Source organism: Bifidobacterium sp. UTBIF-78 (genome assembly GCF_006408945.1).
Taxonomy (GTDB): Bacteria; Actinomycetota; Actinomycetes; order Actinomycetales; family Bifidobacteriaceae; genus Bifidobacterium; species Bifidobacterium myosotis.
Genome location: NZ_JFAO01000022.1, coordinates 46,145 through 68,732, shown reverse-complemented (window position 1 = coordinate 68,732; position 22,588 = coordinate 46,145). Strand labels below are relative to the sequence as shown.

The 22,588-nt window shown below is 63.5% G+C and carries 15 protein-coding genes and 1 pseudogene; 13 read left to right on the top strand and 3 right to left on the bottom strand.

The genetic code is table 11. The features are described from left to right. Nucleotides 1-281: 281 nt before the first annotated feature. On the top strand, nucleotides 282-1,469 hold the full coding sequence (locus tag BG22_RS06130; RefSeq protein WP_140494130.1) for a CTP synthase: 1,188 nt from the start codon (nucleotides 282-284) through the stop codon (nucleotides 1,467-1,469). A gap of 259 nt (nucleotides 1,470-1,728) precedes the next feature. Here the strand turns inward: BG22_RS06130 and BG22_RS06125 are convergent, their stop codons facing one another. Continuing rightward, nucleotides 1,729-2,715 (bottom strand): LacI family DNA-binding transcriptional regulator, encoded by a 987-nt coding sequence (locus BG22_RS06125; RefSeq protein WP_181163410.1) that lies wholly within the window; start codon nucleotides 2,713-2,715, stop codon nucleotides 1,729-1,731. A 241-nt stretch (nucleotides 2,716-2,956) separates the two neighbouring features. Between BG22_RS06125 and BG22_RS06120 the strand changes: the two genes are divergently transcribed. From BG22_RS06120 to BG22_RS06100, 5 genes and pseudogenes are all read left to right on the top strand, one after another. Then, nucleotides 2,957-3,883: a carbohydrate ABC transporter permease gene (locus tag BG22_RS06120; protein WP_181163408.1), complete on the top strand. Its 927-nt coding sequence runs from the start codon at nucleotides 2,957-2,959 to the stop codon at nucleotides 3,881-3,883. A gap of 73 nt (nucleotides 3,884-3,956) precedes the next feature. After that, nucleotides 3,957-4,963: pseudogene (locus BG22_RS06115) on the top strand (ABC transporter permease subunit). 198 nt (nucleotides 4,964-5,161) lie between these two features. Then, nucleotides 5,162-7,240: a beta-galactosidase gene (locus BG22_RS06110; protein WP_140494123.1), complete on the top strand. Its 2,079-nt coding sequence runs from the start codon at nucleotides 5,162-5,164 to the stop codon at nucleotides 7,238-7,240. Nucleotides 7,241-7,802: 562 nt separating this feature from the next. Continuing rightward, the gene (locus BG22_RS06105) at nucleotides 7,803-9,152 is read left to right on the top strand and encodes a sugar ABC transporter substrate-binding protein (RefSeq protein WP_140494121.1); all 1,350 of its coding nucleotides are present in this window, start codon (nucleotides 7,803-7,805) and stop codon (nucleotides 9,150-9,152) included. A gap of 163 nt (nucleotides 9,153-9,315) precedes the next feature. After that, the gene (locus tag BG22_RS06100) at nucleotides 9,316-10,737 is read left to right on the top strand and encodes an ABC transporter substrate-binding protein (protein ID WP_181163407.1); all 1,422 of its coding nucleotides are present in this window, start codon (nucleotides 9,316-9,318) and stop codon (nucleotides 10,735-10,737) included. Between the two features lie 194 nt (nucleotides 10,738-10,931). On the opposite strand, the gene BG22_RS06095 is transcribed toward BG22_RS06100, so the two are convergent. Continuing rightward, a complete protein-coding gene (locus BG22_RS06095) occupies nucleotides 10,932-11,702 on the bottom strand; it encodes a type III pantothenate kinase (RefSeq protein ID WP_140494119.1) in 771 nt (256 codons plus the stop codon). A 322-nt stretch (nucleotides 11,703-12,024) separates the two neighbouring features. Here BG22_RS06095 and BG22_RS06090 point away from each other — a divergent pair, with 322 nt between their 5' ends. The 7 genes from BG22_RS06090 to BG22_RS06060 all read left to right on the top strand — a co-directional run bounded on the left by BG22_RS06090 (nucleotide 12,025) and on the right by BG22_RS06060 (nucleotide 20,556). Further along, a complete protein-coding gene (locus BG22_RS06090) occupies nucleotides 12,025-13,722 on the top strand; it encodes an ABC transporter substrate-binding protein (protein WP_140494134.1) in 1,698 nt (565 codons plus the stop codon). 105 nt (nucleotides 13,723-13,827) lie between these two features. After that, complete coding sequence (locus BG22_RS06085; protein WP_140494117.1) at nucleotides 13,828-14,805, top strand: ABC transporter permease; 978 nt, start codon at nucleotides 13,828-13,830, stop codon at nucleotides 14,803-14,805. 47 nt (nucleotides 14,806-14,852) lie between these two features. Then, nucleotides 14,853-15,815 carry an ABC transporter permease gene (locus BG22_RS06080; RefSeq protein WP_181163409.1) on the top strand — a complete coding sequence of 321 codons (963 nt, stop codon included), beginning with the start codon at nucleotides 14,853-14,855 and terminating at the stop codon, nucleotides 15,813-15,815. Then, complete coding sequence (locus tag BG22_RS06075; protein ID WP_140494113.1) at nucleotides 15,812-16,603, top strand: ABC transporter ATP-binding protein; 792 nt, start codon at nucleotides 15,812-15,814, stop codon at nucleotides 16,601-16,603. Before BG22_RS06080 ends, BG22_RS06075 begins: the two co-directional genes overlap by 4 nt. A 281-nt stretch (nucleotides 16,604-16,884) precedes the next feature. After that, nucleotides 16,885-17,673, top strand: a complete 789-nt coding sequence (locus tag BG22_RS06070; RefSeq protein ID WP_140494132.1) for an ABC transporter ATP-binding protein — start codon at nucleotides 16,885-16,887, stop codon at nucleotides 17,671-17,673. A 536-nt stretch (nucleotides 17,674-18,209) separates the two neighbouring features. Continuing rightward, complete coding sequence (locus tag BG22_RS06065) at nucleotides 18,210-19,235, top strand: pyridoxal-phosphate dependent enzyme (protein WP_140494111.1); 1,026 nt, start codon at nucleotides 18,210-18,212, stop codon at nucleotides 19,233-19,235. Between the two features lie 136 nt (nucleotides 19,236-19,371). Continuing rightward, complete coding sequence (locus BG22_RS06060; RefSeq protein WP_140494109.1) at nucleotides 19,372-20,556, top strand: cystathionine gamma-synthase; 1,185 nt, start codon at nucleotides 19,372-19,374, stop codon at nucleotides 20,554-20,556. Between the two features lie 129 nt (nucleotides 20,557-20,685). On the opposite strand, the gene BG22_RS06055 is transcribed toward BG22_RS06060, so the two are convergent. Further along, on the bottom strand, nucleotides 20,686-22,353 hold the full coding sequence (locus BG22_RS06055) for a L,D-transpeptidase (RefSeq protein ID WP_140494107.1): 1,668 nt from the start codon (nucleotides 22,351-22,353) through the stop codon (nucleotides 20,686-20,688). Between the last annotated feature and the right edge of the window lie 235 nt (nucleotides 22,354-22,588).

Here is a 22,588-nt window from a genome sequence, read left to right as displayed (position 1 = left end):
TACCCAGAAACGGGACGAAACGTAACATGACCTCGTTCCTGACTTACGTTTCGTCCCGTTTTCGTGGTCGAACCGGTGGAGTCGAGCCAGTCCTTGGCCGGTTTCGAACGGTGCCGCGGCAATGGTGACGGGCGACGCGCATGCCGCAGGCCGGATTGCATACCGTAGCCCGCCCGGATACAACGGTGACAGGATCTACGCCGTCACGTCATGCCGGTGAGCCGTGGAACGGTGGCCCTCCCGAATCCCTCCCGCATCCCGCACTCCCGAATCCCGCGGCGGTGGAAACGGCAAAACGACGTCAAATCGTCACGGCTGTCTGCCCGATAGGCGATGCTGGTACGACACGTAAAGGGGCGTCGATATTGGGGAATGTCGAGATTGCGCGTCGATTATCGGCCGGAAAGTTGGGAACAATGGGAGCATCGTCACAAGGCAAGGGAGCCGCCAAAGGAGCCAAGGGAGCCAAGGAATCCAGTGAAGCCAAGGAAGCGGGAGCACAATCCGCGACGCAGCTATGCGTCACCGGGGTGGATGCCGCGGCACGCAAAAGAATAGGCCGAAGGATTCGCCGTGGTGAGATGATCAGTCCCTATCGGGGCATCTATGCTGAAGCGGCATATTGGAATCAGCTAAATCCGAAGCAGCGTACGCTGCATATTCTGGAGGCATTGTCACGTCGTCATCCGAATTGGGTGTATGCGGGACTGAGTGCGGCGGCGGCAATGAATCTGGAGTATACGTGGACCCTGCTGAAGGACGATGCCGTTTACGTTGTTTCGGGCCCCGGTAGGCAGGCGCATACACGCGCGCAAACGACGCCTGTCTTTGTGTCATCGGATCGGTTCTGCACGGTCCGTTACGTGTTGGGGGAGACGACGGTGTCCGTTCTCACCACCACGCCGGCCAGAACGCTTGTCGATTGCGCGTTACGATACCCGTTCCGAGTGGTATTGGGGATGTTCGATTCGGCATTGCGCAGGAGGCTCACGGATGCGGATGCGATAATCGACGAATGTGATCGCATTCGTGCCGATTGCGGGCCGGTGTTTCGGCTGCTGCATTATGCCGATGTGCGCAGTGAGAACGGTGGGGAATCGTTGTGCCGGGCGACGTTGATTGATTCGGGGTTCGCTGTTCCGGAACTGCAACGCGAGTTCACCGATCCGGACAACGCATGGCACTCCCGCCGTGTCGATTTCGTTTGGCATACCGACGATGGGCGAACGATTGTCCTGGAATATGACGGCATGCGAAAATACGTCGATCCGTCCATGACGAAGCGGCGTGACATCCAGCAGGTGGTGAGTGACGAAAAAACTCGTGACGATATGCTGCTTCGTGCTGGTGTCACGACTGTGGTTCATGCCACGTACGACGATGTGGTGACGCCTGGCGCCTTGTGGTCGAAGTTGATGGATGCCCGGGTACCGCGTACCGATGCGATTCCGTTCTATGAGCATGAGTGAGCCATGAGCTGTCGGGCGGGTCGGACGGGAGGTGGAGATTGAAGCATCAGGCGGACGCTGCAAGAAGGGCGAGGTAGCCATCCATTCGAATGAGACGAAGCCGGACTCAGCGGCACACGCGGCATAAACGGGACGAAACGTAAGTTTCAGACGGCATCGATTTACGTTTCGTCCCGTTTTGATACCCAGAAATGGGACGAAACGTAACATACCTTCGTTCCTGACTTACGTTTGCCGAGGAACGGGGGATAGCCCGTCCTCAGCTGATATCGCGCACGGAGCCGCGCTCGATGAGCTCGGTCGGAATCACGGTCTTGATGCCGACCGGCACCTTTTCGCCCTCGCACTGTCGGCGGACCATGGAGAATGCGGCGGCGCCGATGTCGTCGAACCGCATGCGCATGGTGGTGAGGTTCAGCCGGGGGACCATGTCCACCAGCGAATCGTCCACGCCCACCACGCTCACGTCTTCGGGTACACGCTTGCCGGCGGACTGCAGCCCCATGATCGCGCCGTACGCCATCTGATCGTTGGCGGCGTAGATGGCCGTGCAATTCGGGTCGTGCGCCAGCGCCACGCCGGCCTGGTAACCGGAGTCGGCACACCAGTCGCCTATATACATGGCAGGCACCGGCGCGCCCATCTGCTCCAGCGCCTCGCGCCATCCACGGGCGCGGCTTTCGGCGGCGCGCGAGGTTGCGGGGCCGGCGATGTGATAGACGGTTTTGTGCCCCTTGCTCATGAGGTAGTCCACTACGGCGGTGGAGCAGCCGTAGTGGTCGGCATCCACGGTGGGGCAGTGGTCCGCCGCGCCTTCGCAGATGAGCACCACCGGAAGTTCCTTGGGGGGCCTGTATCCGACGAAGTCCGAGATGCGCTCCTCGAGCATGACGATAACGCCGTCGACCGGCTGGAGTTGCATGCGTTCGATGGCTGCGGCAAGCGTGCGTTCCGCGCCGTGCCGCATCGTTTGGATGGTCACCGAGTAATCGGTTTCAGTGGCGCTGGTGATGATGGAGTCAAGGAGTCTTGCGTTGCCGAAGCTGGAGGTGTTGAACATCACCACGCCGATATCTTGGAACCGTCCGCGTTTCAGGGCGCGGGCCGCATAGTTGGGCCGGTAGCCGAGCTTCTGCATGGCGGCCTCGACCTTCTGACGGGTTTCGGGTTTGACGGCATCGCTGCCGTTGGCCACACGGGAGACGGTCTGCGGGGAGACTCCGGCCTCTTTGGCCACATCTTGCATGGATACCTGAGCTGGCCTCGACATTGCAACCCCCCGATTGACTGGATGACGACAGTTATAACAGTTATCAACAACAATGGTCATTGTACTGACAACGGTAACGATAACATCATTGTTTTCGTGACCATTGTATCAGATATGTCTAAAACACAGGATTCAACATGACTGGACAATGTTTGGAATCATGTTATGATGATAACGCAAACATTTTTTGTCAACCTTCGAAGGAGAGGGGTTGGAGATGTCTTCAGCCGATATCGCCGCCGGTTCCGCGGGAGCGGGGCAAGTGCGGGTGAATAAGCATAAGGCGGATTGGCGTGGTTGGAAGTTCATGGCGCCTTTTGCGGTGGTGTTCGTGTTCGTGTTCATCGTGCCGATCGTGTACGCGATTTATATCTCGTTCTTTAAGAAGCAGATGATCGGTGGCACGAGGTTCGTGGGGTTGGAGAACTACGCGCGCCTGTTGGGGGATCAGCAGTTCTGGTCGTCGGTGGGTCGTGTGGCTTTGTTCACGGTGGTGCAGGTGCCGATCATGCTGTTCCTGGCCGCCGCGATGGCCCTGGCGATCGATTCGATGAAGCTGCATGGCACGAAGTTCTTCCGCATCTCCACGTTCCTGCCGTACGCGGTGCCGGCGGTGGTGTCGACCCTGATTTGGGGTTTCGTGTATGGCGCGAAGTACGGTCTGGTTGGCTCCCTGAACGATTTCCTGGGCACCAACATCGACATGTTCAACCCGAGCGTCCTGTTGGCTTCGATCGGCAACATCAACACGTGGGAGTTCACGGGCTACAACATGCTGATCTTCTACAGCTCGCTGTCCACGATCCCGCACTCCCTGTATGAGGCGGCGAGCATCGACGGCGCGTCGGAGTGGCAGATCGTGAAGTCGATCAAGCTGCCGGAGCTCAAGGGTTCGCTGGCGATCACGGTGATCTTCTCGATCATCGGTTCGTTCCAGCTGTTCAACGAGCCTTCGATTTTGCAGAGCATGGTGCCGGGTAATGCGATCACGACGTACTACACGCCGAACATGTACGCGTACAACCTGAGCTTCAGTGGCAACCAGAGCAATTACGCCGCCGCCCTGGCGATCGTGATGGCCGTGATCACGATGGCCATCGCCTATGCGGTGCAGCTGCGGAGCATGAAGGAGCAGATGAAGTGATGCGCCCGGTGACTGTTTCGAAGATGATGACCGTGAGTGTGGCCGTGGCCGTGATGGTGAAGGAGCGTGCGTGATGAGCAACGCGGTGGCGTCGAATGCGACGCGTCTGTCGGATGCGGAGTTGAGGGCCCAGGAGCGGGCCGCGAGGAAGGCGGAGAAGGAGCGTCAGAAGCGCATCGCGCGTGATGAGGCCGCGGAGCGTAAGCGGAGCGCGAAGGCCGGGTTCGCGAACGTGAACAACCCGAGGCGTTCGACGCTGATGACGGTGTTGTGCGCGATCTTCGCGGTGTACTGCCTGTTCCCGTTCGTCTACCTGATGATCAACGCGACGAAGACGCAGGCGGACTTCACCTCGACGTTCGGTCTGGGCTTCGGCAAGTCGTTCGCACTGTGGGACAACATCGTGACGGTGTTCACCTACCAGGAGGGGATCTTCGGCCGTTGGCTCATCAACACGATCCTGTACGTGGTGGTGGGCGCGGGCGGCGCGACCCTGCTGGCGATCATGGGCGGCTATGCTTTGGCCAAGTTCCGCTTCCCGGGCAGGAAGGCGGTGTTCGCGGTGATCATCGGCTCGATCAGCGTGCCGGGCATCGCCTTGGCGGTCCCGCAGTTCCTCCTGTTCGCCAAGCTTGGGTTGACCAACACGCCGTGGGCCATGATCATCCCCTCGCTGATCAGCCCGTTCGGTTTGTACCTGATGTGGATCTTCAGTGATCAGGCGGTGCCGACCGAACTGTTGGAGGCGGCGCGCGTGGACGGGGCGTCGGAGTGGCGCACGTTCTGGACGATCAGCCTGCCCCTGTTGGCTCCGGGTATCGTGACGACGGCGTTGTTCACGATCGTGGCGACGTGGAACAACTACTTCCTGCCGTTGATCATGCTGAAGGACGCGGACTGGTATCCGTTGACGATCGGTCTGAACCAGTGGAAGGACCAGGCCAGCACTGCTGGTGGTCAGGCGATCCAGAACCTGGTGATCACGGGCTCGCTGATCACGATCATCCCGCTGGTGATCGCGTCCTCATGCTCCAGAAGTACTGGCAGTCCGGCCTCGCCGCCGGCGCAGTCAAGGAGTGAGAGCCTAGGCGAATGGAGCGATTCCTGCTGTTGCGCATCGTTCAGATTCCGCCGAATCGGCGGTAATGAACGAGCGGCAATGAACAACACACAGCCGGTGAGCTGGCGTTTCGACGGCTCACCGGCTTTCGTTCCATCGAAGCCGATGAGAACAACGATATGGAAGAACAAGAACGAGGCAAAGGAATTACGATACCAATGAGCGAACACAGGACATTCCAGTGGCCGCAGCCGCTTGAGGGGCAGAAGCCCCGCATCTGGTACGGCGGCGACTACAACCCCGACCAGTGGCCAGAAGAGGTCTGGGACGAGGACATCGAACTCATGAGGAAGGCCGGGGTCAATCTGGTCTCCGTCGCCATTTTCTCCTGGGCCAAGCTTGAGCCCGAGGAGGGCGTCTACGACTTCGACTGGCTCGACCGCGTCATCGACAAGCTCGGCAAGGCCGGCATCGCGGTCGATCTCGCATCCGGCACCGCCTCGCCGCCGATGTGGCTCACCCAGGCCCATCCCGAGATTCTCTGGGTGGATTACCGCGGCGACGTCTGCCATCCCGGCGCCCGCCAGCACTGGCGTGCCACCAGCCCGGTCTTCCTCGAGTACGCGCTCAAGCTGTGCCGCAAGATGGCCGAGCATTACAAGGACAACCCGTATGTGGTGGCCTGGCATGTGAGCAACGAGTACGGCTGCCACAACCGCTTCGACTACTCCGAAGACGCCGAGCGCGCCTTCCAGAAGTGGTGCGAGAAGAAGTACGGCACCATCGACGCCGTGAACGATGCCTGGGGCACCGCCTTCTGGGCGCAGCGCATGAACAACTTCTCCGAGATCATCCCGCCGCGCTTCATCGGCGACGGCAACTTCATGAACCCGGGCAAGCTGCTCGACTGGAAGCGCTTCAGCTCCGACGCGCTGCTTGACTTCTACCGCGCCGAACGCGATACGCTACTCGAGATCGCTCCCAAGCCGCAGACCACCAACTTCATGGTCTCCGCCGGCGGCACCGGTCTCGACTACGACAAGTGGGGCTACGACGTGGACTTCGTGTCCAACGACCACTACTTCACGCCCGGCGAGGCCCACTTCGACGAGCTGGCCTACTCCGCATCCCTCACCGACGGCATCGCCCGCAAGAACCCGTGGTTCCTCATGGAGCATTCGACGTCCGCCGTGAACTGGCGTCCGATCAACTATCGCAACGAGCCGGGCGAACTGGTGCGCGACTCCCTCGCGCATCTGGCCATGGGCGCCGATGCCATCTGCTACTTCCAGTGGCGACAGTCCAAGGCAGGCGCCGAGAAGTGGCACTCCTCGATGGTGCCGCACGCTGGCGCCGATTCCCAGGTCTTCCGCGACGTGTGCGAGCTGGGCGCCGACCTCGGCAAGCTCGCCGACGAGGGACTGCTTGGTACCAAGCTGGTCAAGTCCAAGGTCGCCGTCGTCTTCGACTACGAGTCCCAGTGGGCCACGGAGCACACCGCCACGCCCACCCAGGAGGTACGCCATTGGACCGAGCCGCTCGCGTGGTTCCGTGCGTTGGCGGACAACGGCCTGACCGCCGACGTGGTGCCGGTGCGCGGGGACTGGGACCAGTATGAGGCCGTCGTGCTGCCGAGCCTGACCATCCTCTCCGAGGAGACCTCGCGGCGCGTGCGCGACTATGTGGCCAACGGCGGCAAGCTGTTCGCCACCTACTACACCGGTCTGGTGGATGAGAAGGACCACGTCTGGCTGGGCGGTTACCCCGGCTCCATCCGCGACGTGGTGGGCGTGCGCGTCGAGGAGTTCGCCCCGCTGGGCGATGACTTCCCCGGTGCCGTGGGCCACCTCGAGCTTACGAATGGCGCCGTTGCGCATGACTTCGCCGACGTGATCACCTCCGTGGCGGATTCCGCGCATGTGGTCGCCCAGTTCAAGGCGGACAAGTGGACCGGTCTCAACGGAGCTCCCGCCATCACCGTCAACGACTTCGGTGACGGCAAGGCCGCGTACATCGGCGCACGACTCGGCCGTGAGGGTCTGGCCCAGAGCCTGCCCGCACTGCTCGGGGAGCTCGGCATCGAGACGCCCTCCGGTGACGACCGCGGCGAGGTGCTGCGCGTCGAACGCACGGACGAGACCGGCGAGAACCACTTCGTGTTCCTGTTCAACCGCACGCACGAGGTGGCCGTGGCCGACGTCGAAGGCGAGCCGCTGGTCGCCTCACTCGCGCAGGTCAACGAATCCGAGCACACGGCTGCCATCCAGCCGAACGGTGTGCTGGTGGTGAAGTTGTAGGACTGCCTCGCGACTGCATGCATTGTGTTCATGCAGAGCTCTGAAGGGGTGGGTTCCGACGGAAGGATACTTCCATCGGAACCCACCCCTTTGTTGTAGTTGTAGTTGTAGTTGTTGGAAGGCGTACATTTTTGTTGGCTCTGCTAAACCAACTTTGACATACGGAGAGCCAGTTGGGTTGATTTCCCTGAGAAAGCAACCCAACATAAACCTGAACGGATTAATCCATGTCAATTCTGGCGTAACAGAGCCTTTTTGTTATTGGGAGGACGCACATTCGGGGCGATGGTGCGGTTCCGCGCAATCCGCCTTCCGGTGTGATGCAGCCCGGCCGAATGATACGAGTGTTTGCGATAACACGCCCGGTGTCTTCGGTTGCATTCTTTGAGACGGTGTGTATACTAGAAGATGTTATCGCAACCATACCAATGAAATCAGCCGGAGAGGGCTGGTTCTCAAAGTCGAGGAAACCCTGGTAGTAATCCCCGATATATGGCAATGGTTACGAGCGACATAATAAGTTTGAATCGTTCTGGACGATTCGAGGAAGGAGAACAGAACGATGAAGTTCACCAACGCCAAGAAGGCCGTCGCGCTCACCGGCGCCGTCGCCATGCTGGTTTCCGTTGCCGCCTGCGGCTCCGATAGCGGCTCCAACAGCAGCCAGCCTGCACAGGAGAAGGATGTGCAGGAGATCACCGTGTGGGCTTGGGAGCCCACGCTGACCCAGGTTGCCAAGGACTTCGAGAAGGAGACCGGCATCAAGGTCGACCTCAAGAACGTCGGCACCAACACCAAGGAATACACCCAGCTGGACAACGCCATCGAGGCCGGCTCCGGCGCCCCGGACGTCGCCCAGGTCGAGTACTACGCCATCCCGCAGTACGCCATCAAGGGCAACCTGCTCGACATCACCGACAAGACCTCCGGCTACGAGGACTTCTACACCCCCGGCCCGTGGGCTTCCGTGCAGTTCGCCGGCAAGGTGTACGGCCTGCCGATGGATTCCGGCCCGATGGCCTTCTTCTACGACAAGGAGGTCTTCGACAAGGCCGGCGTTGACGCCGAGTCCATCAAGACCTGGGACGACTACTACGAGGCCGCCAAGAAGATTCACGCCCTCGGCGACAACTACTACATCACCTCCGACACCGGTGACGCCGGCTTCTTCGACTCGATGACCTGGCTGGCCGGCGCCAAGCCGTTCAGCACCTCCTCCGACGGCTCCGAGGTCACCATCAACCTCACCGGCGACGAGAAGGTCAAGACCTTCACCGACTTCTGGCAGAAGCTGCTCGACGAGGGCCTGCTCGACACCAAGACCGCCGGTTGGTCCGAGGACTGGTTCAAGGGTATGGCCGACGGCACCATCGCCTCCCTGTTCACCGGCGCTTGGATGCCGGCCAACCTCGCCAACTCCGCCCCGGCCGGCGCCGGCAAGTGGCGCGTGACCCAGATGCCGACCGCCGACGGTTCCGCCACCAACTCCGAGAACGGCGGCTCCTCGCTGGCCGTGCTCGCCTCCTCCAAGAAGGCCGATGCCGCGTACAAGTTCATCGAGTACGCGAACCACGGCGACGGCGTGGCCACCCGTGTGGCCGGCGGCGCCTTCCCGGCCGACAAGGCCTCCATGGAGTCCGACTCCTTCAAGAACGCCACCACCGTCAAGAACTCCGATGGTGAGGACGTGGACTACTTCGGTGGTCAGAAGTACAACGAGGTCCTCGCTCAGGCCGCTGAGAACGTGTCCTCCGACTACCAGTTCCTGCCCTTCGAGGTGAAGGCCCGCACGGTCTTCGGCGACTACCTCGGCAAGTCCTACACCGGTGACCAGAAGCTGTCCGACGGCGTGGCCGCTTGGCAGAAGGCCCTGCAGGACTACGGCAAGGATCAGGGCTTCACCGTCAAGTAAGCCGCTGGCCCGATGACCGAGTCAATCACCGGGTGATGCGGGACCTATTGTCCCCGGTCCCGATTCCCATCACAGGAACCCCGCTCGCACGATTGGTGCGGGCGGGGTTCCGCTGTTTTCGTCGTGGGCTTCGCCATACCCGGCGGATAGTAGACTCGTCACCATGCGTACGACCGGACGACGAATCAGACACATGGCGACCGCCGCGGTGGCGGCCATCCTGACCGTATCCCTCGCCTCCTGCGGACAGGCCACGCAGGACAACCGCACTGTCATCAGCGTGTGGAGCTGGGAGCCGAGCATGGGCAAGGTCATCCAGCAATTCGAAAAGGCCAATCCGGACATCCGCGTCGAATGGACCGACATCTCCGGCTACGACAACCTCAACACCGCCATCCAGGACGGCTACGGCACCCCGGACGTGGCGCAGATCGAATACTACGCGCTTCAGCAGTATGCCGTCTCGGGACAGCTGCTCGACCTGACCTACCGCACCAGCGCCGATTACGCGAACTTCTTCACCCTCGGCACATGGTCGTCCGTGCAGCTGGCCGGTCGGGTGTACGGGCTGCCGATGGATTCCGGTCCGATGGGCTTCTTCTACAACGAGGACGTGTTCCGGCAGGCCGGCGTGGACGCCACGCAGATCAAGACGTGGGACGACTATTACGAGGCCGCCAAAAAGCTCAAGGCCATCGACGCCTACATCGCCGCCGATGCCGGCGACGGCAGCTTCTACGACGCCATGGTTTGGCTCGCCGGCGGACAGCCCTTCCACACCTCCATTGACGGCAAGACCGTCACCATCGACCTCGAGCACGATCAAGGCACGCAACGATTCACCGAATTCTGGCAGAAGATGATCGACGAGGGCCTCATCGACACCACCTCGGCCACATGGTCGGAGCGATGGAAGCGGCGCGTGGGCACCGGCACCATCGCCTCCGTGTTCTCCGGTGCCTGGATGCCGTCATTGCTGCTGTCGAACGTGCCGGGCGCGGCGGGTCTGTGGCGCGTCACCACCATGCCCACCTATGACGGACAGCCGACCAATGCGGAAAGCGGCGGATCGGCGCTCGCCGTGCTTCAGTTGACGCGCAAGCCCGACGCCGCCTACCGCTTCGTGGACTTCGTGACCCATGACGCGCAGGGCATCGCCACCCGCGTGGCCGGTGGCGCCTTCCCGGCCGACTACACCACGCTCAACTCGCAGAGCTTCCTCGACAAGACCACGGTGACCAACGACAGCGGCATCGAAATCCCGTACTTCGGCGGCCAGAAGTTCAACCGGGTGCTGTCCGAGGCCGCAGAGGACGTGTCGGTGGGATACCAGTACCTGCCGTTCGAGGTGTATGCGCGCAACGACTTCAAGTCAACGGTGGGCAAGGCCTACCGTTGGGCGTCCAGCTTCCAGGCGTATGCGCGACGGCAGGCCGCCATCGAACTCGGACAGACCGATGACGACGGCAACCCGCTGCAGCCGCTCGACGACCCCGGCAGGAAGGTCTCGCTCGCCGACGGGTTGGCCAACTGGGAGAAGGACCTCAAGGAATACGGCTTCAATCAGGGCTTCACGATTCAATAGCGCCGTTCTGCGGGAATCCGGTGGCGATTCCGCGGCGATTCCGCGACATCCGCGTCCGGTGGCGATCCTGTGGGGGCCGGCTGCGTCCGGCGGTTTGCCGGCCCTGCGGCGTTAACGGCGGACGCCACAGGGCAAGTGGCGCCGTGCGCGTCGGGGTGGCGTCTTCCCTCGCCGTCACCGGCCTCGGCGCGCCGTCACTGCGCATTGCGGGCGTAGATGTGCGCCATGCCCTTGAAAATGAGGTCCGGGTCGTACACGTCGATGAGTTCCGTGTCGTTCTCGAACACGCGCCCCAGTCCGCCCGTGGCGATGACTTGGAAATCCTCGTCGCCGAGCTCCTTGCGGAATTGCAGTATCGTGCGCTCCACGCCTCCCAGGAACGTGTAGTACAGGCCGGCCTGCATGCAGGTTTTGGTGTTCGTGCCGAGAATCGTCTCCGGTCGGGTGATCTCCACCTCGGGCAGCTGGGCCGTGTCGCCCCACAGCGCCGCCGCTCCCGTGCGGATGCCGGTGGTGATTACCCCGGCGTCGATCACGCCCTTGTCGCTCACATGCGTGAACGTGGTGGCCGTACCGAAATCGGCCACCAGCACCGGGCCGCCGTACTCGTAGTAGGCGCCGGCGCAATCGGCCAGGATGTCCGCGCCCAGCGATTTCGGGTCGTCCACGCGCACGTTCATGCCGGTTCTGATGCCCGGTCCCACCACCATCGGATCGATGTCGAAGAACTTGATGATCGATGCCCGGAAGGAATGCATGACCTTCGGCACCACCGAACAGATGACCACGTCGTCCACATCCGCGGGCGCAAAACCGCTCATTCGCAGGAATTCGGTGAGGAACAGCCCGTATTCGTCCGACGTGTGGTTCGCCTTGGTGGTGATGCGGTAGGTGCCGGCCATGCGGCCCTCATCCAAAAAACCGAGCACGATGTTCGTATTGCCGATATCGACGGCGACCAGCATGATAACCCTCCAGCGTTGAGATGGATTTCAAGAGGCAATCCTACCCGTTGCAGCTGCGGTATCGCATTTCTTTTGGTAGGTTCGTCGTTCTTTTGGCAGGTCCATTTGGGAGCGGACATCGTAATCGTGCGTTTTCCGGCCTCTGGGCAGAGGCGCACCTACCAAAGGAACGACGAACCTACCAAAAAAGAAACCGATGCCCGTGAATTACGGCCTCGCGTCTATGATGGGGGCCGGTGGACGACCCGGCATGGGCGGCCAACCGATATATCGATAATCGCACATAACAGAACAGGTAAGAGGAAACACCATGTCTCAAGACATGTCCCGGGACAACGGTGCGCACGCGGGCAACGGCGCAACCGAGAACAACGCGGCGGCAGCGGAGAGCGCCGTAACCACGGCAACCGCCGCAACCACGGCAACTGCCGCGACCACCGACGCGAGCCTGGCCTCGCGCGCGAAGCAGCCGAAGAAGAACGGCCCCAAGTGGTGGCTGATTTCGCTGATCGCCGTGATCGTGGCGGTGGCCGTCGTGGTCGGCATCACCTTCGCGTACGCGAAGGACGACAAGAGCGACTCCCAGACCACGGCATCCGCATCGACGACCGCCGACACCGTGACCATCGGCCTCAAACTGGCCCCCACCAACCTCGACATCCGCAACACCGCGGGCTCCGCACTCGATCAGGTGCTCATCGGCAACGTGTACGAGGGCCTGGTGGCGCGAGACGAGAAGAACCAGGTGGTTCCCGCCATCGCCTCCAGCTGGGACGAATCCAAGGACGGCCTGACCTACACCTTCCAACTCAACAAGAACATGACCTTCTCCAACGGCGACACGCTTGACGCCGAGGACGTGGCCTGGTCGATCAACGAGCTCATCGCCAAGCAGTACCACGATGCCGACGCGCTCGCCGCCGTGAGCAAGGTGGAGGCCAAGGACGCCGACACCGTCGTCATCACGCTGAAGACCCCGAACTCGAATCTGCTGTGGATTCTGACCGGCCGCGCCGGACTCGTGTTCGACAAGGACGCCACGTACGACCTCAAGACCCAGGCCATCGGCTCCGGCCCGTACACGGTCGCCAAGTTCGTGGAGAACAGCTCGATCACGCTCAAGGCCAACGGCAAGTACTGGGGCGACCACAAGGCCAAGACGCCCACCGTGGTGGTCAAGTACCTGGCCGACGACAACGCCGCGGTCAACGCCCTGAAGTCCGGCGACGTGCAGGTGCTCGCGCCGATCACCGAGACGCTGGCCGGACCGTTCGCCTCCGACACCGACAACTACACGGTCAAGGCCGGCAACGGCACCGACAAGTACGTGCTCGCCTTCAACAACGCGGCCGGCTCCAAGCTTGCCGACAAGCGTGTGCGTCAGGCCATTCGCTACGCCATCAACCACGAGGAGATCATCGCCTCCCGCGGCGGTGCGGACAAGGCGCTGGGCGGCCCGATCCCGTCGCTCGACCCCGGATACGAGGACCTGACCGGCCTGTACCCCTACGATCAGGACAAGGCCAAGTCGCTGATGGCCGAGGCCGGATATTCGGCCGATAAGCCGCTCGCGCTGACCCTCACCTACGCCAACATCTACGGCACCGAGCTCGGCGACCAGCTGCGCTCGCAGCTGAAGCCCATCGGCATCGACCTCAAGGTCAACGTAGTGGAGTTCTCCACCTGGCTGCAGGACGTGTACACCAACCACGATTTCGACATCTCGCTGGTGGACCACAACGAGAGCCACGACTTCGCCAGCTGGTCCGACCCGACGTACTACTTCGGCTACGACAACAAGGACGTGCAGAAGCTGTACGCCGAAGGCGTGGCCGCCACCTCGGACCAGGAGCGCGACGCCAAGTTCGCCGAGGCCGCCAAGCTCGTCTCCGAGGACGCCCCGGCCGACTGGCTGTTCAACTACCGCATCACCACCGTCACGGCCAAGGGCGTCGAGGGCTTCCCCTTCGACCTCAACCAGACGGTGCTGCCGCTGTACAACGTGACGTACACCAAGTAGCCGCGGCTCGCGAAAACCTCGGCTCCCCTCCCCGAGAGGAGCCGCCTCATAGGTAACTGAGAAGATCTCCGAAATCATCCAAGTGCCAAGGAAAGGAGGCCGGCGATGCGATTCGTCGTCCGCCGACTACTGCTGTTCGTGGCGGCGTTGTTCGGCCTGTCCGTCGTGGTGTTCGCGGCGCTGCGCATCCTGCCCGGCGACGTGGCCTCCATCATGGCTGGCGTGAATGCCCCGCCCGAGAAGGCGGCCCAATTGCGCGAGCAACTGGGCCTGAACCGTCCGTTGACGACGCAATACCTCGACTGGATGGGCGCGCTCATCCGCGGCGACTTCGGTACGTCGATCCTGACCGGCCGCTCCGTGACCGCGCTGGTCGGCGCGCGGGCCTCCATCACCTTTCCGCTCATCGTCGCGGGGCTGCTTGTCGCGCTCGCCATCGGGCTGCCGTTGGGCTGTGCGGCCGTGCTGGCCCGTTCGCCCCGAGTACGCGGCATGTTCCACATGCTGGCCATCGTCGGCGGCGCCGTGCCCGCCCTGTGGGGCGGCATGCTGCTCATCCTGCTGTTCGGGCGGGGCGTGGGCCTGATCGGCATACTGCCCTCGCAGGGGTTCCCGCTCGACGGCTGGGCCGCGCCGGGCAAGGCGTTGCTGTCGCTGGTGCTGCCGGCGCTCACGGTCGGCATCATCGTCGGCGCATCCCTGATGCGCTACACCCGTGCCGCATTGGGCGATCTGGCCGGCTCCGGCTACATCGACATGGCCCGCTCCTGCGGCATGACCCGGACCCAGGCCGTGCTGCGCGTGGGACTGCGGCTCGCCACCCCGCAGCTGGTCTCGGTGATCGGCCTCACGTTCGCTTCGATGATCACCGGCGTGATGGTCATCGAGAACCTGTTCGCCCTGCCCGGCATCGGCAACGGGCTCGTCACGGACGTCGGCAATCGCGACCTCATCGCCGTGCAGAGCGAGCTGTTCCTGCTCGCCGCGTTCTTCCTCGCCATCGGTCTCGTGGTGGATGTGCTCCACCGTCTTCTCGACCCCCGGCTGAAAACCGCCGCAAACCTTTCGGAGGTGAACGCATGACCGTTTCGCCGACCGCCCCCTCCACGCCGGTCATCATCCTCAAGTCCATGTGGCGCCGCGGCGAGGGCAGATTCGCGCTGATCGTGCTGGCACTGTGGGTGCTGGTCGCCGCGATCTCGCTCATCTGGACGCCGCAATCCCTGTGGGCCACCGACGGCTACCACGTCTGGGCCAAGCCGTCCGCCGACCACTGGCTCGGCACCGACGGTACCGGCTCGGACGTGTTCAGCTGGCTCATGGCCGGCTCTCGTACCAATCTGCTCATCGTGCTGCTTACCGTCGTGCTCTCCGCCGTATGGGGGCTGGCGCTGGTCGCCGCGATGGTGGCCCGCCACGCCGCGCTTTCCAATGCCACCGTTGTGGCGGTCGATGCGCTGATCTCCATCCCCATGGTGCTCGTGGCGCTGATTCTGGCGGTGCCGCTCGGCGCGTCGGTCACCGTGATCGTCATCGCCTGTGGATTCGGGTACGGACTCAATCTGGCGCGTGTGGCCCGGCCTGCCGCAGTGCTGGCCGCCCGCTCGGCCTACGTGGAGTCGGCGCTGTCCAATGGCGCGAGCGGCTGGCGGGTGCTGACCAGCCACATCATCCCCAACATCCTTCCGGTGCTGGCCGTGCAGCTCTCGCTGTCGGCGGGCACGGCGGTGCTTGCCGAATCGGGCCTGACCTACCTCGGCATCGGCGTGCCCTCTGGCGTGCCGAGCTGGGGGCATTCGCTGGCCACTTCGGTCAAGCTCATCAACGTGTTCCCCCTCACCGTGCTGTGGCCGGGTCTGATCGTCACGCTGGTGGTCGTGGCGTTGAACGTGTTCGGTGACGTGCTGCGCGACGCCATCGACCCGGTGTCCAACCCTGCGCTGCGGCAGGCGGGTGCCGCGGTACCCGCCGGGCATGGCGATGACGGCGTCGATGATGTCGATGGCATTGACAATGACGAGGCCGATACGGCACAGAGACGTGCCGAGGATGTGTCGGACACTGCGGCCATGATCGGAAGGAGCACACGGTGAGCGTTGACATCCGTGGACTTGGCGTCGCCATCGGCGGTCGCGCGATCGTCTCCGACGTGGACCTGAGCATAGCCGACGGCGAGCGGGTGGGGCTCATTGGCTCCTCCGGCTCCGGTAAGTCGATGATTTCCAAGGCCATACTGGGACTGCTGCCGCAGGGCGCGACGGCATCCGGGTCGATAACGATGGGCGGCGCCGAGGTGATTGGCGCGCCGGAACGCGCACTCGCCGACCTTCGTGGCCGATACGTGGGCACGGTGTTCCAGAATCCGGCCGCATCGCTCAATCCGGTGATGACCGTGGGGCAGCAGATCGCACTGCCTTTGCGGCTGCACTACGACCTCAGCAAGGCCGAACGGGTCGAACGCGTGACGGCCATGCTCGACAAGGTCGGACTGACGGGGGAGACGGCCGGCAAATACCCTCATGAACTGTCCGGCGGACAGCAGCAGCGCGTCGGCATCGCCACGGCGCTCGTCACCTCGCCGCGCCTCATCATCGCCGACGAGCCGACCACCGCGCTCGACTCCATCACGCAACGGCAGATTGTGGACCTGCTGACCTCGCTCGTGGACGGCGCGGGCGCGTCCTTGCTGTTCATCACCCATGATTTCTCGGTGCTCGCCCGCGCCACGTCCCGATGCTACGTGTTGGACGCCGGACGTATTGTGGAGTCGGGGAATACGGCCGACCTGCTCGCCGTGCCGAAGACCGTCGAAGCGCGACGGCTGGTTTCCGCCGCACGCAACCTGACGTTGCATGCCGGCATCGGGAAGGGGGTTCGATGACGCAGACGACTTTGGCCTCCGACCGGGAGGAGCGTCTTGGGCGCGAGACCGGAGACGATGCGGCCCGGACGCCTCTGGCGTCCTCGGCATCCTTGGTGCGTCCGCCATCCCGGATCCTTCGGGACCAACGGACGGACGACGGCCGGGCTTCCGGCTCCGAAAGGGAATCGGATTCCCTGCTGCACACTGCCGATGCTGATGTCGATACCGATACCGGCGCCGGCGCAGAGCCGCCCCTGCTCGCCGCGCGCAGCATCAACGCTTCGTTCGCGGCCCGCGACATGCATCGCGGCCTGTTGGGATTCGGCCGCGCCCCGCGCAGACAGGTGCTGTTCGACGTTTCCGCCGACGTGCAGCCGGGGGAGTGCCTTGCGGTGATTGGCGCATCCGGGTCGGGCAAGACCACGCTCACCCGCATCATGCTCGGATTGGGGGCTGCCGATTCCGGCGAGATCGTGTATCGCGGTGCCGAGGTGAGCCGGGGCTCGGCCGGGATGAAGGCCCTGCGCGCCGAGTCGTCCATCGTGTTCCAGGACCCGTACGGTTCGCTTGACCCGCGTTGGACGGTCGAGCGGTCGGTGTCCGAACCGTTGTGGTTGCGTCGGCGCGCGCTTGGCTTCGCGGCCGACGAGGTGGAGGGCAAGACCGTGCAGGCGCTGGCCCGCGTGGGCCTTGACCCGCGCATGTTCCTTGGCCGCTACCCGTGCGATTTGTCCGGCGGACAGGCCCAGCGCGTGGCCATCGCCCGCGCCATCGTCAACGAGCCGCGCGTGATTCTCGCCGACGAGCCGATGAGCGCCATCGACGTGGCCGCCCGCGTCCGGATTCTCGAGACCTTCCAGTCGATTCTCTCCGGTGAGGGCTCCCGAGCCCTTGACCCTGCCACCGGCCAGCCGATTCGTCCTGCCATCATCATGGTCTCCCATGATCTGGGCGTTGTGCAGCATATCGCCGACCGCATCCTTGTCCTGCATGAGGGGCGCGTGGTCGAATCCGGACCTACGGCGGCTGTGCTCGGTGACCCTCAGTCCGACTACACCCGGCAACTCATCGCCGCCGCGTCGCTATAAGCGGTGCGCTCATCGCCGCCGGCGTCATGTTCCGTCGTGAAATCAGTCGTGCGCCGAGAGTGCCGGGCTCGTGACCGGGCGGCGTGACCGGGCCGCCGGTGCGCCCGGGGCGACACGCGGAGGTCGTGGGCTGTGCTACGCTATGAGGCATGCAGTTCATCTCATGTTGTTGTCGCTAACCGACGCCCCAGGGCGAGCGGTCAGTGACGCATAACTTGAGATAGAGCATTCGAATCGCGGCGGTCACCGCAGTTGTCTCCGATGAATCACGGTATGGAAGTGTTCCGTACCCGAAGCCATGGCGTATTATGGCGCATCGGTCGAGACGCACGCACAACGGATGGGAGCCACCACCGGACAAAACGGTGAAACGGCGAACGCCGCGCGGCAATCATCCTTGGCAGCCCAACGAATCCCACACGAATCTCAATCAACGGTCATCATCGCTCCTCCGCTCGCCGGGGACGTCGGTTCACGACAGCCAACATGGACAATCAGTCGAAACCAACCACCCCGTACAGCAAAGGACCTCCATCATGACCATCCACAACAGCCTCGCGGAACTCATCGGCAACACCCCGCTCGTCAAGCTCAATCACATCCCGCAGTCGCTCGGCGTCAAGGCCACCATCGCCGTCAAGGTCGAATACTTCAACCCCGGCGGCTCCTCCAAGGATCGCATCGCCGAGCGCATCATCGACGCTGCCGAGAAGTCCGGACAGTTGAAGCCCGGAGGCGTGATCGTCGAGCCCACGTCCGGCAATACCGGCGTCGGACTGGCGCTCGTGGCCCAGCAGCGCGGCTACCGCACGATCTTCACCCTGCCGGACAAGGTCTCCGAATCCAAGCGTGCGGTGCTGCGCGCGTACGGCACCGAAGTCATCGTGACCCCCACCGACGCCGGCCCGGACGACCCGCGCTCCTACTATCAGGTGGCCGAACGCCTCGCCAACGAGATCCCCGGCGGCTTCCGTCCGAACCAGTACGACAACCCGAACGGCCCGGAAAGCCACTACTACACCACCGGTCCGGAGATCTGGGAGGCCACCGACCACAAGGTCACGCACTTCGTGGCAGGCATCGGCACCGGCGGCACGATCTCCGGCACCGGCAAGTACCTGAAGGAGGCATCGAACGGCGCGGTCAAGGTGATCGGCTCGGACCCGGAGGGTTCCATCTACTCCGCCGATTCGCTCGCCGAGGTCCACCAGTACGACATCGAGGGCGTGGGGGAGGACTTTTATCCCAAGGCCTTCGACCGCAACATCACCGACGACATCGTCAAGGTCAATGACGCCGAGGCCTTCGAGATGACCCGCAGGCTCGCGGGCGAGGAGGCGCTGCTGGTCGGCGGCTCCTCCGGCATGGCCGTGGCCAGCGCCATCAAGTACGCACTTGCCAACGATCTGGACGAGAACCAGATCGTGGTGGTCCTGGCCCCCGATTCGGGCCGCAGCTACCTCGAGAAGATCTTCAACGACGACTGGATGCGCGCCAACGGATACGGCGACATCGTGGACCGGACCGCCAAGCCGTCGCTCGCCGCGCAGTATCTGGCCTGACCGGTCCCTCCCATAACCCATAACCGGTCATCAATAACACTGATACCCGCTGACGCCAACACGCCCATCCGTCATCAGTCCATCATCCGTCCCTGAATTACCCTCGAATACGAACACACCGAAAGGAACCACCATCATGTCCGCTGAATACAACGCCAAGTTCGCCGATACCGCCCTCGCCACCCGTGCCATCCACGCCGGTCAGGAGCCGGATCCCACGACCGGCGCCGTCGTGACCCCGATCTTCGCCACCTCCACGTTCAAGCAGGACGGTGTGCTGGGCCTCAGGGGCGGACATGACTACTCGCGTTCCATCAACCCCACGCGCACCAGCTTCGACGAGCAGCTCGCGGCCGTCGAGGGCGCCAAGTATGCGCTGAGCTTCGCATCCGGCCTCGCCGCCATCGATGTGCTACTGCGTTCCACCATCCTGCCGGGCGACAACATCCTGCTCGGCAACGACGTGTACGGCGGCACCTACCGTCTGTTGGCCAAGGTGTTCGTGCCGTGGGGCGTGGGCCTCGACGTGGTGGACATCACCGACACGGCGGCCGTGGAGATGGCGCTCGCCGCCAAGCCGTACAAGTACGTGTGGGTGGAGACCCCCTCCAACCCGCTGCTCAACATCACCGACATCGCCGCCACCGCCGAAGTGGCGCACAAGCACGGCACGAAGGTCGTGGTGGACAACACCTTCGCCTCGCCGGCCCTGCAGCACCCGCTCGCGGACGGCGCGGACGTGGTGGTCTACTCCACCACCAAGTACATCGGCGGCCACTCCGACGTGGTCGGCGGCGCCGTGGTCCTGAACGACGAGGAGATTCGCGAGAAGGTGGCGTTCCTGCAGAATGCGGCCGGTGCGGTGCCCTCCCCGTTCGATTCCTGGCTGGACATCCGCGGACTCAAGACCCTGGACCTGCGCGTCAAGCGTCACAGCGCCAACGCGCTCAAGGTGGCGCAATGGCTGGAATCCCAGCCCTCCGATGTGATCGAGCGAGTCTGGTGCCCGGGCCTTGAATCCCACCCGGGCCATGAGATCGCCGCCCGACAGATGCACGGCGGCTTCGGCGGCATCGTCTCCGTGCAGCTTGCGGCCGGCGGCGAGGCGGCCAAGCGTTTCGTGGACCATACGCAGATCTTCACGCTGGCCGAGTCGCTGGGTGGCGTGGAAAGCCTCATCGAGGTGCCCGCCGCCATGACCCATGCCTCCGTGGCCGGTACCACGCTGCAGGTGCCCGCGAACCTGGTGCGCATCTCGGTCGGCATCGAGAACGCCGACGACCTCATCGCCGACCTGCAGCAGGCGCTCGAGCGGATCTGATGCCGTGGCGGATGCGGGCGAGCGTTCCGCACAGGTTCGCATACGGTTTCTGAATACGAAGAATCCCGACACCGATAAGGTGCCGGGATTCCTTTTACGCTGACCTGTGCGGTTGCTGTTGTGACTGCATCACGCGCCGGTGTACGTGGTGGCATCCGGGCCGGCGGCACGCAACGGCTCGCCGGAGGACGGGGTGGTGCCATCGACCACCACACGGGTGCCGAGCGGTGCGAAGTCATACATCCACTTGGCGTCGGCCACCTGCATGTTGATGCAACCGTGGGAGCCCGGGATGCCCTGCTGGACGTAAATCGGGTGCTCGCCCCACATGTACACGGGCACGCCGTGCAACGCTTCGCTGCCGTTGTAGTAGGACACCCACGGGGTGCCGGGCTGGGAGTAGCCGGGGCCGCTCATCGTCTGGGATTCGTATTTCAGGTACACGTAGAACGTTCCGGTGGCGGACAGTCGCGAACCGTCGGCCGTGTACTGGCCGGAGGCGATGTTGAACGTGGCGACCGGCGTGGTGCCGCGGTAGGCGGTGGCGGTCTGGTTCGTCAGGTTCACATGCACCCACGGATCGCCGTTGGCCACGTCGAAGTTGTGGGGGACCTCGACCTCCTTGACGTCATACGGGGTGTCCTTCACCGCTACGGCCGTATCGACCGGCTGGTTCTGCTCCAAGGCCTTAGCGATCTGTGCGGGGGCATCGCCCACGCCGGTCACCTCCACACCGTCCTGGCCCAAGGTCTTGTCGGCGCCGATGCGCTGACCGCCCTCGGCCTTCGGTGCGATGTAGACCTCGCGGGTCACCTTCTCCTCGGTCAGTTCCTTGACCACGTCGGCGCTGGCGACGTACGTGCTGATGGCCTTATCGTCCACCTTGAGGCTGATTTCGCCCGTCTTGACATTGGTGGTCGGCTTGAGGAACGTGGCGATCTGCTCGGCCGGGATGGTGATGTTCCGGTCCTTCGTGTTGCCGAGGTTGATGGTTAGGCCCAGACGCGCGTTGGCGTCATCGCTGACCTGCTGGGCCACGGCCGGGTCCACGATGTCCTTGCCGGTCTCCAGCTTCACGGCGACCGTGGTGTGCTCGCCCGGGTTGCCTACCGTCTGCTTCACGGCGGCGGTGATGGTCTGCGTGTTCGGCTGCTTGCCATCCTTGCCGGCGACGACCTCGAACTGCTGGGAGTCCTTGTTGTAGCTCACGGAGGTCAGCTGCACGCGGTCGGCCTCATCCACCAGACCATCGGTCACGTACTGTTCGGCCGTGGCGTTGTCCGTGCTGGCGGCAAGCGCCACATGCGGCTGGTCGAAGATGTTGAGCTTGGCGAAATCGCCGGTCTTGGCGTTGAGCAGGGCATCCACCGTCTTGGACGTGTCCACGGACACACCCAGATCGCTCAGGGAGGCCTTGGCGGTCTTGCCGTCCGCGGTGAAGCTCACCACCGTGTTCTTCACCTGCTGGTTGACGGTGTCGGTGAGCTCGTCCTTGGTCTGTCCCATCACGGACACGTTGCCCAGATGCACGCCGGGCGCGGCCTTGTCCTGGAAGTACCAGCGGCCGATGAAGAAGTAGGCGATCAGCGCGGCGAGCAGCACCGCGAGCACGGCGAAGAGCACCACGAGCCCGGTCCTGTTGCGGCGTTTCGCATGGTTCATGCGGGACCTGCGCTTACGGGTATCGACCGCATCCGTATCGGCGGTAGTCCTCGGCATGCCGTCAAAACCCACGGGACGCAGCACTGTGGTCTGCTCGTCGTTCGGGCGTGGGAATGAAGTTGTTACGTCGGTCATATCCACCTTATTCTTTGCATATTCTGCACATCATATTGCGGGAAAGATACACTACTCCCTTTCCCCTTGTCTGCATAGTAATACGGCCGGGCTACCGCATTCCTCGCCACTGCGCCCGTTGAGCCGCCGGCGCAACCGTTTGTGACCAACCTCACGCGGTGCGGGGCAACGTGGTGGCCTCCGGGCCGGGACGCTCAGCATCCCCTCGGCCCGGCGGCGTCGCTACACTGGTCAA

Excerpts from the sequence above, each read along its gene's own strand:
- BG22_RS06125 (WP_181163410.1), bottom strand. The coding sequence starts at position 2,715 with ATGCAAGATGTGGCCAAAGAGGCCGGAGTCTCCCCGCAGACCGTCTCC.
- BG22_RS06120 (WP_181163408.1), top strand. The coding sequence starts at position 2,957 with ATGTCTTCAGCCGATATCGCCGCCGGTTCCGCGGGAGCGGGGCAAGTG.
- BG22_RS06110 (WP_140494123.1), top strand. The coding sequence starts at position 5,162 with ATGAGCGAACACAGGACATTCCAGTGGCCGCAGCCGCTTGAGGGGCAG.
- BG22_RS06105 (WP_140494121.1), top strand. The coding sequence starts at position 7,803 with ATGAAGTTCACCAACGCCAAGAAGGCCGTCGCGCTCACCGGCGCCGTC.
- BG22_RS06100 (WP_181163407.1), top strand. The coding sequence starts at position 9,316 with ATGCGTACGACCGGACGACGAATCAGACACATGGCGACCGCCGCGGTG.
- BG22_RS06095 (WP_140494119.1), bottom strand. The coding sequence starts at position 11,702 with ATGCTGGTCGCCGTCGATATCGGCAATACGAACATCGTGCTCGGTTTT.
- BG22_RS06090 (WP_140494134.1), top strand. The coding sequence starts at position 12,025 with ATGTCCCGGGACAACGGTGCGCACGCGGGCAACGGCGCAACCGAGAAC.
- BG22_RS06085 (WP_140494117.1), top strand. The coding sequence starts at position 13,828 with ATGCGATTCGTCGTCCGCCGACTACTGCTGTTCGTGGCGGCGTTGTTC.
- BG22_RS06080 (WP_181163409.1), top strand. The coding sequence starts at position 14,853 with ATGTGGCGCCGCGGCGAGGGCAGATTCGCGCTGATCGTGCTGGCACTG.
- BG22_RS06070 (WP_140494132.1), top strand. The coding sequence starts at position 16,885 with ATGCATCGCGGCCTGTTGGGATTCGGCCGCGCCCCGCGCAGACAGGTG.
- BG22_RS06065 (WP_140494111.1), top strand. The coding sequence starts at position 18,210 with ATGACCATCCACAACAGCCTCGCGGAACTCATCGGCAACACCCCGCTC.
- BG22_RS06060 (WP_140494109.1), top strand. The coding sequence starts at position 19,372 with ATGTCCGCTGAATACAACGCCAAGTTCGCCGATACCGCCCTCGCCACC.
- BG22_RS06055 (WP_140494107.1), bottom strand. The coding sequence starts at position 22,353 with ATGACCGACGTAACAACTTCATTCCCACGCCCGAACGACGAGCAGACC.